The sequence below is a fragment of the Pseudomonas sp. StFLB209 genome, from assembly GCF_000829415.1.
Classification (GTDB): Bacteria; Pseudomonadota; Gammaproteobacteria; order Pseudomonadales; family Pseudomonadaceae; genus Aquipseudomonas.
Window position 1 is genome coordinate 5,875,961 of record NZ_AP014637.1, and the last position, 13,455, is coordinate 5,889,415.

At 62.5% G+C, this 13,455-nt stretch carries 12 protein-coding genes and 1 pseudogene; 4 read left to right on the forward strand and 9 right to left on the reverse strand.

What is annotated here, in order from left to right; translation table 11 throughout:
* The first annotated feature begins 313 nt into the window (after positions 1-313).
* Positions 314-628, forward strand: a complete 315-nt coding sequence (locus tag PSCI_RS26120; RefSeq protein ID WP_052483543.1) for a hypothetical protein — start codon at positions 314-316, stop codon at positions 626-628.
* Between the two features lie 101 nt (positions 629-729).
* Here PSCI_RS26120 and PSCI_RS26125 read toward each other — a convergent pair whose 3' ends face one another.
* A complete protein-coding gene (locus tag PSCI_RS26125) occupies positions 730-2,448 on the reverse strand; it encodes a VRR-NUC domain-containing protein (RefSeq protein WP_045492635.1) in 1,719 nt (572 codons plus the stop codon).
* 146 nt (positions 2,449-2,594) lie between these two features.
* On the opposite strand from PSCI_RS26125, the gene PSCI_RS26130 reads away from it, so the two are divergent.
* Positions 2,595-3,104 carry a nucleoside 2-deoxyribosyltransferase gene (locus PSCI_RS26130; protein ID WP_045492638.1) on the forward strand — a complete coding sequence of 170 codons (510 nt, stop codon included), beginning with the start codon at positions 2,595-2,597 and terminating at the stop codon, positions 3,102-3,104.
* Here PSCI_RS26130 and PSCI_RS26135 read toward each other — a convergent pair.
* Positions 3,097-3,318: a hypothetical protein gene (locus PSCI_RS26135; protein ID WP_045492641.1), complete on the reverse strand. Its 222-nt coding sequence runs from the start codon at positions 3,316-3,318 to the stop codon at positions 3,097-3,099. The two genes, PSCI_RS26130 and PSCI_RS26135, sit on opposite strands and share 8 nt — an antisense overlap.
* A 124-nt stretch (positions 3,319-3,442) precedes the next feature.
* The gene (locus PSCI_RS26140) at positions 3,443-4,345 is read right to left on the reverse strand and encodes a LysR substrate-binding domain-containing protein (protein WP_045492644.1); all 903 of its coding nucleotides are present in this window, start codon (positions 4,343-4,345) and stop codon (positions 3,443-3,445) included.
* Positions 4,346-4,465: 120 nt separating this feature from the next.
* Between PSCI_RS26140 and PSCI_RS26145 the strand changes: the two genes are divergently transcribed.
* Positions 4,466-5,542: an AbrB family transcriptional regulator gene (locus PSCI_RS26145; RefSeq protein WP_045492647.1), complete on the forward strand. Its 1,077-nt coding sequence runs from the start codon at positions 4,466-4,468 to the stop codon at positions 5,540-5,542.
* Between the two features lie 104 nt (positions 5,543-5,646).
* Here the strand turns inward: PSCI_RS26145 and PSCI_RS26150 are convergent, their stop codons facing one another.
* The 5 genes and pseudogenes from PSCI_RS26150 to PSCI_RS26165 form a co-directional block, all read right to left on the reverse strand.
* Positions 5,647-6,903: a D-mannose isomerase gene (locus PSCI_RS26150; RefSeq protein WP_045492650.1), complete on the reverse strand. Its 1,257-nt coding sequence runs from the start codon at positions 6,901-6,903 to the stop codon at positions 5,647-5,649.
* A 282-nt stretch (positions 6,904-7,185) separates the two neighbouring features.
* Entirely contained in the window at positions 7,186-8,049 is an 864-nt protein-coding gene (locus tag PSCI_RS30350) for a methyl-accepting chemotaxis protein (protein WP_442965485.1), read from the reverse strand.
* A pseudogene (locus tag PSCI_RS30355) lies at positions 8,044-8,811 on the reverse strand (MCP four helix bundle domain-containing protein); the annotation flags it as partial. The pseudogene PSCI_RS30355 and the gene PSCI_RS30350, both read right to left, overlap by 6 nt.
* Positions 8,812-9,113: 302 nt before the next feature.
* On the reverse strand, positions 9,114-10,250 hold the full coding sequence (locus PSCI_RS26160; protein WP_045492656.1) for a glycerate kinase: 1,137 nt from the start codon (positions 10,248-10,250) through the stop codon (positions 9,114-9,116).
* A 90-nt stretch (positions 10,251-10,340) separates the two neighbouring features.
* Positions 10,341-11,420, reverse strand: coding sequence for a sugar diacid recognition domain-containing protein (locus tag PSCI_RS26165; RefSeq protein ID WP_045492659.1), 1,080 nt, complete (start codon positions 11,418-11,420; stop codon positions 10,341-10,343).
* A gap of 156 nt (positions 11,421-11,576) precedes the next feature.
* Between PSCI_RS26165 and PSCI_RS26170 the strand changes: the two genes are divergently transcribed.
* On the forward strand, positions 11,577-12,719 hold the full coding sequence (locus PSCI_RS26170; protein WP_084710145.1) for an alpha/beta hydrolase: 1,143 nt from the start codon (positions 11,577-11,579) through the stop codon (positions 12,717-12,719).
* Positions 12,720-12,724: 5 nt separating this feature from the next.
* On the opposite strand, the gene PSCI_RS26175 is transcribed toward PSCI_RS26170, so the two are convergent.
* Entirely contained in the window at positions 12,725-13,438 is a 714-nt protein-coding gene (locus PSCI_RS26175; RefSeq protein ID WP_045492662.1) for a FadR/GntR family transcriptional regulator, read from the reverse strand.
* Between the last annotated feature and the right edge of the window lie 17 nt (positions 13,439-13,455).

Consider the following 13,455-nt stretch of genomic DNA (forward strand, 5'->3'; position numbering starts at 1 on the left):
AAAAAACTGCTGAAAAGCGCGTATCACCCCGTGTTTACGGGAGGTTCATGAGCAGCAGTCAATTTAGTGGCAAACCGCCAATACTCAGCGATAGCCGATAGCCATCTCTGTAGCAGAACTGTCAAAAACCTGTTTTTCGAGCATTTTCAGGACGGCAGCGGAGAGAGAAAAAGCAACGCTACACGCCGCCATTTATGGGGTGGTATTAATGCAGGTGCGGAGATTGGTCTACCGTTTGTCGGCTGGCATGGCACCTGGACACGACTGCCCATGCCCAACACATGTACGCCCTACCCCTACAGGAGTTAACACCATGACCATGCGCACGAACCGCCTGACTGCTCTGGCCCTTGCCGGCTTGTTGACTGCTTTTACCGGAGCCGCCATGGCCGGCTCCACCGGCCCGACCAACCCGGTCAATCCGAACGCCACCAAGCTGCCAGGCACTGATGCGGCACCGACCACTGACCGCAACAGTTCCAATACGCAAGGTGCCAAGACCACCCCACGTGAGTCCGGCACCGATGTGCAACACGGTTCGGATCACGGCAAAACCAGCCATGACAACCATGGCACCAGCACTCCGAAAGCCACCACGACGCCGTCCGGCAAACCTGTCGTGGAGTGACCTCTGGCGGGGCGAAGCACTGGCTTCGCCCGCCGCGTTGAAATGCTGCGAACTGACACTCGGGTCGCTTGCCAAGCCTGCGTGATAGCCCCGCGTGATAGCTATGACAAACAGGGCGTTTGCAGCGTCCCTTCCATCACCGGGATGGCGTCTGCCGCTCGTTGCACGTATTCATCGGCATTGAGCGCCCATTGCACGTAACACACCTGCACCGGCATATCGTGGCTGGCACAGAACTCAAGCCAGCGCAGCTGGTTGTCCTGCAAGCGGTCGCCGGGGCCTTTGACCTCGATCATTCGGTAGCGGCGCTGGTCCGGATAAAACTGGATCAGGTCCGGCATGCCGGCACGATTGGCCTTGATATCTTGCAGCAAGCGCTGGAACCACTGGCGCAAATGCTCGGCGGGCAGGCACAGCAAGGCCAGCTCCAGCAGCTCCGGGGTCAGTACGTTCCAGAACACGAAGGGCGACTGCAAGCCAAACTTGCTGCGGTAGTGGTCACGAATGATCGCTTGCCAGGCATCGGAATCAAGCGCCGCCAGGCAGGCATCGAATAACGGCATGCGACGCGCATGAAAATCCGGGCTGTGCAGGTCGCTGGGGCCAGTATGGAAAGGATGAAAGAATGCGCCCGGCAGCGGCGCGAAGATCGCCGGCCAGCACAGCAGGCCAAACAATGAATTGATCAGGGTGTTCTCGACGTAATGCACCGAGGCGCCCTCCTCGGCCAGATGCCTGCCAGCCAGGTGCTCTACACTCAAACCGGGTTCCGGCGGCAGGTTCAAGTCGATACGCACAGGCTCACGCGCCTTGGTCCGGCGCTCGACGGTCAGCCCGAGCTTGCGCTGCAGGCGCGGCAGCACACGTTGCAGGTGCTGGACCTCGGCGTCACTTTCCGGCGCGCTGCGGGCCAGTTCGAGCAGCACCATGGCCTGACTGTACTCAGCGCTGCGCTCCAGCACCCGGATACGCCGCGAACGCGCACCGGGATAGTCACACCCGGCATATACCGCCAATGCCAGCGGCCAGTCTTGCAGGCGCTCGGCCTGCTGACCGATATGAAACAGCAACTTGTTGCGGCGCATGCGCAACCACGCATTGTCAGTGTCGATGGCCAGCGCGCGCTCAGCCAGATCAGCGAGCACCTCGCCCAGTTCCAGCGCTTCGCGGCAGGCATGCAGTTGCAGGCACACGTCGATATCGGCGCGGCAGACAATGCCGCGCGAGTCCTGGGAAAAATCCACCGTCTCGTAGCGATACACGCCCAGGTCGGCGAGTACGAACTCCGACCATTGCTGGTGCAGGTTGCCGAAGTACAGCAGCCGCAGGCGATCGCACACCGGCATGATGGTCAGGCTCAAAACCTGGTCATCAAGCTGCGGATACCAGCAGGCCAGTGGTTGTGCCTGCGAATGAACCGGCAGCAGTTGCTCGAGCCACTGGCTCTTGCGCTGCGCGCCCTTGATGGGGTGGGCCTTGAAGCAATCTGCCAGTTCATCCTTGCGCAACAGGCCGAACACCTGCTGGAGATCCAGCGCAGGCTCAACATCGATCCAGCCGAGCTCCAGTAGCGGCTGCACGGCCAGAAGCGTGTCACCCAGCTCGGCATAATCGAGTTTGCTGGCGCGAAACAACACCCCTTTGCGCATCACCATGCGCACCAACAGCCCCTGAGCACTGACCGGCAAGCGGGCAAAGGCTTCGATGAAACGGCGCTCCTGCTGGTCGAGCAGGTCGTCATAGCGCAGCGTGATCCAAGCCAGCACCTGCTGGAAGTTGACCAGGTAATACAGCGGGTTATCGAGAGGCGAGCTGTTCACAAGCGGTATCGGGCAACGATGGAAATGGCACCAAGGATACTGGCTATTTATACACAATGCAGCCGGCTACCACTCGGCCCGATCAGTGGCAAGACGCCCGTCAGCCTGTCATCCTTGCACGATGCCCACCGTTGAGGAACGCCATCATGCCTGCACCGCTGATCTATCTGGCCGGCTTCGATGTGTTCCGGCGCAACCCGATTGAACACGGCCGCTACCTCAAGGATCTGTGCGCCGCCCACGGCATGCAGGGCTTGTACCCGTTCGACAACCAGGTCGAACCGGGGCTGGCGCCTCAGCAAACCGCCCAGCTGATCTATCAGCAGAACATCGGCATGCTGCAACGCTGCACCGCGGTGCTGGCCAACCTCAATGCCTTTCGCGGCCTGGAGCCGGACTCCGGAACCGTATTCGAGATCGGCATGGCGGTCGCGCTGGGCAAACCGGTGTGGGCGTACTGCAAGCCGCTGGTGCCCTTGCGCGAACAGGTTGCCCACGATCAACAAGGCTATGACCAGCAAGACCTGCTGGTCGAAGACTTCGGCCTGCCGCGTAACCTGATGCTGGCCTGCAGCTGGGTCGGCGTCAGCACCAGTGTCGAGCTGGGTGCTGAAGCGCTGGCCCGTTACCTGAGCCGGACCGGCAGCTTCAGTTGACTGAGGAGGAGCCGATATCGCCCGTGTCCAGCTTGTCAGCGTCAGCAAAATCGTCCAGGCCGAGCAAGTCTGGGTCGAGGTAGATTTCAGCGTCCGGGTCTTCGTCGGCGTCGGCATCGTTCAATGGCGAGCGGTCACCGCCGAAGTGCAGCTCAAGGCGAATCAGGGCCGGATGGGGAAATGGGCAGTCCATGGCGGGGCTGGCGTGGTACATCGTGTTCATGCTCCTGTGTGTAACGTCTCAAGCAATTGTTATATCAGCAAAATCAGGAGCGCGCGCGCGGCGCGGCGGCAAAATTTCGGGTAAATCTGTTCGATGCTCAGGATTCAGGTCCTGATCACGCCCAACTGAGAAAATCCCGGCCATGGTCGCGCAACAGCGCCAGCATGTCCTGCGCCGCCGGCGTCTGATAAGCGCCACGCCGCACGGTCACCCCGACGGTACGCTTCATGGTCGCTTCGCTGATCGGCACCACCCGCAAGTGCTGCATGTTGTGGCCATATTCGACACTCTCCCGGGCAATGAAGCTGAGCAGGTGGCTCTGGGCAATCAGGCCGGGCAACAGTGAGATGGAATTGGCCTCGATCTGTACCACCGGCAGCGGCAGGTTGTGGGCGGCGAACGTGGCGTCCAGCCATTTGCGCGACGACACGCCAATCGGCGGCAGGACCCAGCGGTAGTCACACAGGTCACGCATCTGCAAGGCACTGTCGAACACCGGATGCTGCGGGCTGGCAATCACCACCAGTTCGTCGTCGAACACCGGAAAACTGATGAGCTGTTCGCTGTCGGGAATCAGCGAGCAGATGATCATGTCCAGTTGCCCTTCGTTAAGCGCCTCGCGCTGCAGGTCGTCCTGGCCGATCACCAGCTTGAAGGTCAGGTCCGGGGCGCGCTGTAACAGCGCCTGGGTCAGCTTGGGCAACAGGTGTTCGGCCATGGTCGCCGCGCAACCTACGCGGATAGTGCCAACCAGGCCGCTGGCAAAATCGCGCACTTCCCGTTGCGTCTGGGCGATGCTCAGTTGCAACTCCTTGCCGCGGGCCTTGAGCAGCTCACCGACCGGGGTGAGCTTGATGCGTCGCCCATCACGCTGGAACAACCGGGTACCGAAGGACTCTTCGAGACGCTGGATGCTTTTGGTCAGTGCCGGCTGGCTGCGGTTGAGCTTCTCCGCCGCCCGGCCCAGATGCCCCAGCTCTGCAATGGTTTCGAAATACGTCAGGTCGCGCAGGTCCATAATCGATCAACAATAGTTATAGATTCATGATTATTAGAAAATAGACTTGATGATTTCAAGCCCGGATAATTGCCGCATCTGATCCGCAATGGATCGCGTCATCTGCCTGGGAGAATCCTCTTGCCTCGCGCCGCCTCACTCGCGCTACCCGCCCTTCCCGCCCCGGCCCAATGGGTCGCCCTTATTCTTGCCGCCGGCCTGGCCGGTCAACTGTTCAGCGCCGCTCATGTGCCGGCCGCGTTGTTTCTCGGCCCGATGCTGGTTGCCATCGGCTTTGGCGTTGCCGGCGCCAGCATTCGCCTGCCCAAAGCGCTGTTCCAGCTCGGCCAGGGCACCGTCGGGGTGATGATCGCCCACGCCATGAGCCTCAGCGTGTTGCTGATGGTCTTGCAGGACTGGCACATCATGTTGCTGGGCACCCTGCTGACCGTGTCGCTGAGCGCCGTGGTGGGCCTGGTACTGGTGCGCTATGCCGGGATCCCGAGCCACACCGCCGCGTGGGGGACCTCGCCCGGTGCGGCCTCGGTGATGGTTGCCATGTCGGAAGACCACGGGGCTGACCCGCGAGTCGTGGCGACCATGCAGTACGTGCGGGTGGTGCTGGTGGTGATGGTCGGTGCCCTGGTCAGCCACTGGCTGGGCGCTTCGGTGGGCGGTGCGCAACTGCAGGCCAGCGCCAGTCAGGCGCAAGGCCTGAATCTCACTGACATCGCGTTGAGCCTGGCGGTCATCGGTGCGGGGGTCTGGCTGGGCTCACGGCTGCCGGCCGGGGTATTGCTGGTGCCGCTGCTGCTGGGGACCGCGTTGCAATTGTCCGGGGTGTTACAGATCGCCCTGCCCGGCTGGCTGGTTGCCTTCGGCTATGGCGCAATCGGCTGCTATGTCGGGCTGCGCTTTGACCGGCCAACGGTGCTGTATGTCTGGCGCCATCTGCCGATGATGTTGCTGGCTTCGCTGCTGCTGATTGCACTCTGTGCGCTGTCGGCGTGGCTGATCGCCGTATGGCTGGACAAGGATTATCTGTCGGTGTACCTGGCGACCAGCCCCGGCGGGCTGGATGCCATGGCGATCATCGCCATCGATACCCATGCCGATGTGGGGTTCGTGCTGGCGATGCAGACACTGCGGTTGTTCGGCGTGATTCTGACCGGCAGTTTTCTGGCCAGACAGGTGATTCGCTGGAGTGGCCGGCCGTAGCAGCTGCTTCAGCAGCGAAGGCTTCCCGGCTAAAGCGGATCGCCGCCCGGCCGGTCCTACGAAATCCGTGTTTGCTGGGTGACAGCGAGGCGGCGGGCGATCTCCTACACCGCTCCCTTCCCTGCCAGCCCACTGGCCAGGCTCGGTGCCAGGGGTCGCAGCGGCAGCAACACCGCCTGATAAGCGTGATACAGATCCGGTTTGCCCTCCCAGATGATCGCTGCCGGCCGGTTGAGCTCATCCAGTTCGTGATGCCAACTGCCGTGTTCATAATCCATCAGACGTGTCTCATTGAACTCCCAGAACCGCCGGTACCACTGCTCGAAGACTTCCTCACCAGTGTGTTGCAGTAAGGCGGCCGCAGCAGCAACGGCCTCGCAATGAGTCCAGTGCAGACGCTGGCGGATCACCGGGCGGCGTTGCTCATCCAGGGTGTAAACGATGCCGGGGGCGCCATCGACCTGCCAGCCGTGCCGGCAGGCGCTGTCGAACAGTTCACGGGCATGTTTGGCCAGCCAGCCGGGAGCGTTGCAGCGTTCGCGTAGCAACGCCGCCTCAAGGTGCAGCAACAGCCGCGCCCACTCGAAGCCGTGGCCCGGCGTGGTGCCATACGGGCGAAACGGGTCGGCCGGGTTGTCGCGGTTGTAATCCGGTAACGGCTGCCAGGTGCGGCTGAAATGCTCGATGACCTGAAAGTCATTGGTCGCAGCATGCTGATGGATCAGCCGTTCAATAATGCGCAGCGCACGATCGAGCCATTGCGCATTGCCTGTAACGTCGGCCAGGGCCAGAAACGCTTCAGTGCCGTGCATGTTGCTGTTGGCACCGCGATAGTGCTCTTCATGCTGCCAGTCGCGGGAGAAGGATTCACACAGCGCGCCCTCTGCTTCGCTCCAGAAGCGCTCAACGATCACCGCCTGCACCTCGTCGAGCAATGCCTGGGCCCCAGGCCGGCCGGCGACAACGGCCGAGCTGCCCGCCAGCGCCACAAAGGCATGCAGGTAAGCCTGTTTGTCTGAGTTGCCGCCCTCATCCAGCGGCGCATCGAACCAGCCGCCGTGCAACTCATCGCGCAGCGGCCCCAGCAACGCGGCCAGGCCGTGGTCGATGAGGTCGGCAAATCCGGGAATACCCTGGATATGCGCCAGCGAAAAACAATGGACTAACCGGGCAGTATTGAGGGTCTGGGCACGGGCGCCGACCATCAGCCGACCATAGTCGTCCAGATCACCGAAACCGTTTTCGAGCCGAGCCGCTCTGGCAAAGCCCAGCAGGCGCCTGCCTTCCTGGCCGAGCCATTGCTGATGGGTGGGGGTGTGCAGCCAACTGCTGAAGGTGTGCGCGGTGCGATGCTTGTCCATGACGCTGTGGCCCTCCTCAACCTGAGGGGCACCTCTAAAAACTACCCGCTGGCTGGACGCCTGCGGCGCTACGCGCGCCATCGCTGCGTTAAAACCAGGCTCAGGATGCTCATTTACAGCCGTAAAGTCGAGCGCGACTCCGACCGTTCCTCGCCTGTTTTTGCCTTGCGCTGACCGCCTCGCCTACGTTTTTAGAGGCACCCTGACGATGGTCAGGCTGGGGATGGAGCACCTGACCGACCGGGGCCATCATGCGCGCCCTGGCCGGTCACGAGCAAGCCGTCAGACTTTGAACCGCGCGACCACCTGACTGAGATCACCGGCCAGGCGCGACAGCTCGTTGCTCGACGCGCTGATCTGGTTGGCGCCCTGGGTCGATTGCATCGACAGGTCACGAATGTTGACGATGTTGCGGTCGACTTCGCGCGCCACTTGCGCCTGTTCTTCCGCAGCGCTGGCGATCACCAGGTTACGTTCGGAGATCTGATTGATCGATTGGGTAATCTCGCTCAGCGAGTCACCGGCGCCCTTGGCCATTTCCAGCGTGGTGCCGGCTCGCTCGCGACTGGTGAGCATCGACTCCAGCGCCTGGGCCGAACCATTGCGCATGGCGTTGACCATGGCGTCGATTTCCAGCGTCGACTGCTGGGTGCGATGGGCCAGTGCCCGCACTTCATCGGCAACCACCGCGAAACCACGGCCGGACTCACCGGCCCGCGCAGCTTCGATGGCCGCGTTGAGCGCCAACAGGTTGGTCTGCTCGGCGATCGAACGAATCACGTCCAGAACCTTGCCGATGTCCTGGGACTGATCAGCCAGGTTCTGCACCAGGGTCGAGGTGCTTTGCACGTTATCGGTCAGGGTCTGGATCGACTGCACGGTGTCCAGCACCCGTTGCTGACCGGCCTTGGCCGACGCGCTGGAATGGTTGGACGCATCGGAGGTGGACACCGCATTGCGCGCCACCTCTTCCACCGCCGAGGTCATCTCGTTGACCGCCGTGGCGGCCTGGTCGATCTCGGCGTTCTGCTGATGCAGGCCGCGGTAGCTGTCTTCGGTCACCGAGTTCAGTTCGGTGGCCGCTGAAGCCAGTTGGGTGGCGGAGCTGTTGATGTGCTGCATCGCCGAACGCAGGTTGTTCTGCATCTGCTGCAAGGCACGCTGCAGACGAGTGACCTCATCTTCGCCGTCAACCACGATGTCATGGGTCAGGTCGCCGTCGGCCACATGTTCGGCGGCGCGCACCGCGCTTTCCAGCGGTCGCACGATGCCACGGGTCAGCCACAAGGCCAGGGCGATGGTGGCCAGTGCAGCGATCACCACGAAAAGGATGACGATATTGCGCGACCTGTAGTACTGCGCTTCGGCAGCCTGGCCTTCGGCTTCAATCTTTTTGGTGTAGTAATCGCCAAGGTCGGCCAGTTGCTTGCCAGAACCATCAACGATGGTCTTCATGTCCACCTGCAGCAGCTTGTTCAGGCCAGCCAGGTCTTTCTGCGCGGCCAATACAAAGGAGCGGTCAAGCCCTTCGCGGTACTGGTTCTGGGTGGTGCGAAACTGGTCGGCGAGCACCTTTTCTTCAGGGGTGTCGACGAACTTGTTGAGTATCTCGAGCTTGCCGTCCAGATCTTTCAGACGGGTGTCCATCTGGCCCTTGTAGGTACTGACATTGGCAGGGTCCTGGTCCAGGGCCATGCGCAGGGAGATCGTGCGGATGCGCAGCATGATTTCACGGATGTCAGAGACCGCGCGCATGCTCGGCACCCAATTGGTTTCAACAGCAACTTCGCTTTCACGGATGGTCTGCATCTGCGCCAGGGCAAACCAGCCAAGCAGAGCCACAAGCAGAGAAATCAAGGTAAAACCCAGTCCCGCACGGCGGGCGATGGTCAGATTGCGTAGATTCATGGCTACGGCTCTTTGTTATGGAATGGCAGGTCATTGGCGGTTGTCGGACAACCCCATCTCGCTATCGGCCTGCCGAACCGCATCTTGAGCGCCTTCTGCCATCATTTGTTACATGTGTTTCAGTCGCTGGACACAGTATTATTATCAGACCGCAGGGTGCGGCCGGGCGGCGATCCGCTGTAGGAGCGGCTTTAGCCGCGAAGGATTTAGCCGCGAAGGCTTCCCGGCTAGAGCGGATCGCCGCCCGGCCGGTCCTACGAGGTCCGTATTTGCTGGGTGACAGCGAGGCGGCGGGCGATCTCCTACCGGCTGGCCAGGTTCCACAACAGTGCCAGGTCACGTGCCCGATCATGCAGCAGGCCGGGCGCATTGCGGCAGGCTTCGTCCAGGCTCATGGGGCCGCTGGCCAAGGCGAATGCGGCATGAATGCCATGCGCGTACAACTGCTCGTAGCCTTCACCGAGGGTGCCGGCCAGGACAATCACCGGTACATTGTGGCGCGCCGCGAAGCGCGCCACGCCCAGCGGTGTCTTGCCGCGCAGGGTCTGGGCATCGAACCGCCCTTCTCCGGTGATCACCAGGTCAGCGCCTTGCAGCGCCTGCTCCAGACCGGTCAGCTCCGCAACCACCTCGACCCCTGGGCGAAAGCTGGCCTGCAAGAACGCCTTGGCCGCAAACCCCATACCGCCCGCCGCACCACTGCCGGGGCTGTCACGCAGGTCACGACCGAGCACCTGTGCACAGTGATCGGCGTAATGCCCCAGCGCAGCATCAAGTGCCAGCACCTGTTCAGCATCAGCGCCTTTTTGCGGGCCAAAGGTGTGCGACGCACCGTGCGGGCCGCACAGCGGGTTGTCGACATCAGCGGCAATCTCGAAACGCACCTCGGCCAGCCGTGGGTCCAGGCCGCTCAAGTCGATCCCGGCCAACTGCGCCAGCGCCAGACCGCCTGGCGCCAGCGGTTGCCCGGCCTGATCGACAAATGCCACCCCCAGCGCCGCCAGCATGCCGCTGCCGCCATCGTTGGTCGCGCTACCGCCAATGGCCAGAATCACCCGTTGCGCACCGGCATCCAGCGCCTGGGCGATCAACTGTCCGGTGCCGTAGGTGCTGGTAATGCGCGCATCACGCTGTGTCAGGCTCAGCAATTGCAGACCGCTGGCGGTGGCCATCTCGATGATCGCCGTGCGGCTTTCGGCCAGCCAGCCCCAGTGCGCCACCACCGGCTCACCGAGCGGGCCGCTTACCCGTGCACTCATCAATTGCCCGTTGCACGCCTGCAGCACCGATTCAATGGTGCCCTCGCCACCATCGGCCATCGGGCAGATACGCAACCGGGCCTGCGGCCAGACCTCGCTCAGGCCAGCAGCGATGGACTGGGCGACGGCCTGGGCGCTGAGGCTGTCTTTGAACGAGTCGGGGGCAATGACGATTTTCATGAGGCAACTCCTGTTCTTGTGCACGCATCTTGGCATCCGGGCCGCGGCTTTACCCCGGTCCGGCGCACAACGCTGCGCGCGCCCGACCAGTCATTTGCACAACACCTGCACCTGACGGCCCAGATACAGGCGCAACAGGTCGTGGGTGCGATACGGGTCACAACCGGTCAGTTCGGCAATTTTGTCCAGCCGATAACGCAGGCTGTTGCGATGAATGCCCAGCGCTTCGGCACACACCTGGCTTTCTCCGCTGTGCTCGAACCAGCGATCCAGGGTGTCGAGCAACGCCGGTTGTTCGTGCAAGGGCGCGACCGTCTCTGCAATGCCCTGCGCCAGCCAGTCCTGCCGATGACGCCAGAACAGCAACGGCAGGCGCAGACTCTGCAACGGTAACAGCCGCTGGGTCGGACGAATCTGGCTGGCATAATCGAGCGACTCGTGCAGCGCGGCGCAGGCCTGGCGCAAGTCGGCCAGGTCCGGCGACAACTCGGCATAGGCCAGGCGCTGGATCGGCCAATCCTGCTCCAGCCAGTGGCCAAACCCAGGATCACGCTCTGCCGGATGGCAGCAGTACAACAAGGTTGGCTCGCGCAGGCAGCACCAGCTGTGTGGGTAGCGGGCATGGAGCCGGGCGATCAACGGGTGGTGCAGCTCCAGCGGCTCACTCAGTTGCAGCAGCAGCGCCTGACGCGGCAGTTGCGGCTGCAGGCCCAACTGGCGGGCTTCGTCCACCAGGCTGTCAGGGCAGTCGCCCCATAACAGCCGGGCCAGCAATTGCTCGCTGCGTTGTTGACGCCATTGCCGGTCGCTCTGCTGGCGGCGCTGCTCCATCAGCATTTCGGCGGTCATTTTCACCAACTCGCCGTAGACCCGGACCCGCTCCGGGTCACCCGTGATGCCCAATACCCCGACCAATTGATGGTCGAGCATCAGCGGTAGATTAACGCCCGGCTTCACCCCACCCAGGCGGCTGGCCGCGTCGCTGTCGATTTCCACCGTCTGGCGGCTGGCCAGAACTTGTTGCGCGCCTTCATGGCGGGTACTGATGCGCTCGGGGTCACCACTGCCAATGATGATGCCCAGATAATCCATGACATTGACGTTATGCGGCAAAATCGCCATGGCCCGGTCGACAATGTCTTGGGCCAGGGCGCGATCAAGGGCGAACATGGCAGACTCCAGAATGGCACCTACCAGAACGGCACCAAGGGGTAGATACATTTTGTTGAATTTATTTCTGCCAATGAGTGTGCCTGAAACTGGAGCCCTGCGCGAAGGGCGTGGCACAGTCGCGGTTGCACACCGCCCTGTTGAAGGTTGCCTGCCTTGATCCACTCTCACCTGCCCATTGTGCTTTGCGCCCTGGCGCTGCAGGCTTGCGCCTCCCGGCTCGACGAGCCGCCGGCGACCGGCTTCGACAGCTACCGCCAGCAGACCCTGCAACTGATCGAAAACCACCGGGTGTTCCAGACCGCCGACCGCACCGCCGAGCTGAACTGGAACGCTCCGCAACAGTGGCGCCCGAACGGCACGCCCAAAGGCGGTGTGCTGCTGGTGCACGGCCTGGGCGATTCTCCCTGGTCGTTCCACGACATTGGCCGCACCCTGGCCGATCAGGGCTACATCGTGCGCACGGTGCTGCTGCCCGGCCACGGCACCCGCCCGCAAGACATGCTGAACGTCACCCTGGCGCAATGGCAGCAGGTGGTCCGCGAGCAGGCCGCGCAATTGTCGCGGGAGGTGCCCAAGGTGTACCTGGGCGGCTTCTCCACCGGCGCCAACCTGGTCCTGGACTACGCCTACCAACACGACGACATCGCAGGGCTGTTGCTGTTTTCTCCGGCGTTTCGCTCTGACAGCGCCTATGTGTGGGTGACGCCGTGGATCAGTTGGGTACGGCCGTGGCTGGCAGAACCCGACGACGGGGTACGACCGATGCAGACCCCGGTGCGTTACCTGAATGTGCCCACCAATGGCTTTGCCCAGTTCCATTACAGCAGCGTGCTGGCTCGCCAGCGTCTGGAGCAAAAGCCGTACGGCAAGCCGGTGTTCATGGTCATCACCGAACACGACTCAGTGCTCGACACCCGGTATGTGCTCGACAGTTTCAACCAGCGCTTCACCCATCCGGGCAGTCGCCTGGTGTGGTACGGGACAAGCCCGCAAGCCGCGCCGCAAAACCCACGGGTACTGGCGCGCAACGACTATTTGCCGGAACTGCACATCAGCCAGTTTTCTCACATGGGCCTGCTGTTTTCCCCCGACAACCCGCTCTACGGCCCGCAGGGCAGCCAGCGCATCTGCTGGAATGGTCAGCCACTGCCGGACATGGCCCGCTGTATGGCGGGCGAGCCGGTGTGGTATTCGGACTGGGGCTATCAAGAACCGGGCAAGGTCCACGCACGTTTGACGTTCAACCCGTACTACCAGTGGCAGTCGCAGGTGATGCTCAATGTGCTCGGCCAATAGGCTCGCTACTCCAGCGGCACCAGCCGCTCACGACTGTTGCTCAGGTGGGTCCACATCGCTGCGCGGGCGGCATCCGGATCCTTGCGGCGAATCGCACTGAGCAACGCTTCGTGCTCCAGGTTGGCCAGATAACCGTGAGGCACCAGCTTGTTGCCGGCACGCTCACTGCTGGCAATCCGGGTGCGCGGGATGATCGCACTGCCCAGATGCTGCATGATTTCGATGAAGTAAGGGTTGCCGGTGGCCTCGGCAATCAGCATATGAAAGCGCTTGTCGGCCTCGACGCAACTGTCGTCCTTGGCCAGTAGGTCCTGATAATCATCCAGCGCCTGGCGCATCGCCGCCAGTTGCTCATCGGTACGGCGCAATGCCGCCAGCGCCACGGCCTGGGTCTCAAGGCCAATGCGCAGCTCGATGATGTCACGCACCCGTGAGGCGGTTTCGACCTTCAGGCGCAGCCCGGTCTGGTCTTCACGCTCCAGCACAAAAGTGCCCTTGCCCTGATGGGTAACCACCAGGCCTGAGGCCTGCAGCTTGGAAATCGCCTCGCGGACCACGGTGCGACTGACCCCGTGTTCGCGAACGATTTCGTTCTCCGATGGCAGCTTGTGCCCCGGCGGGATCTTGCCGAGCAGGATGCGCTGGCTCAACTCGGTGACCAGATCGGTGGCCAGACTGTGTTGCCGGCGCTTGGGCGCGGTCGCGTGATTTTCTTGCATTAAGCCATCCAGACACG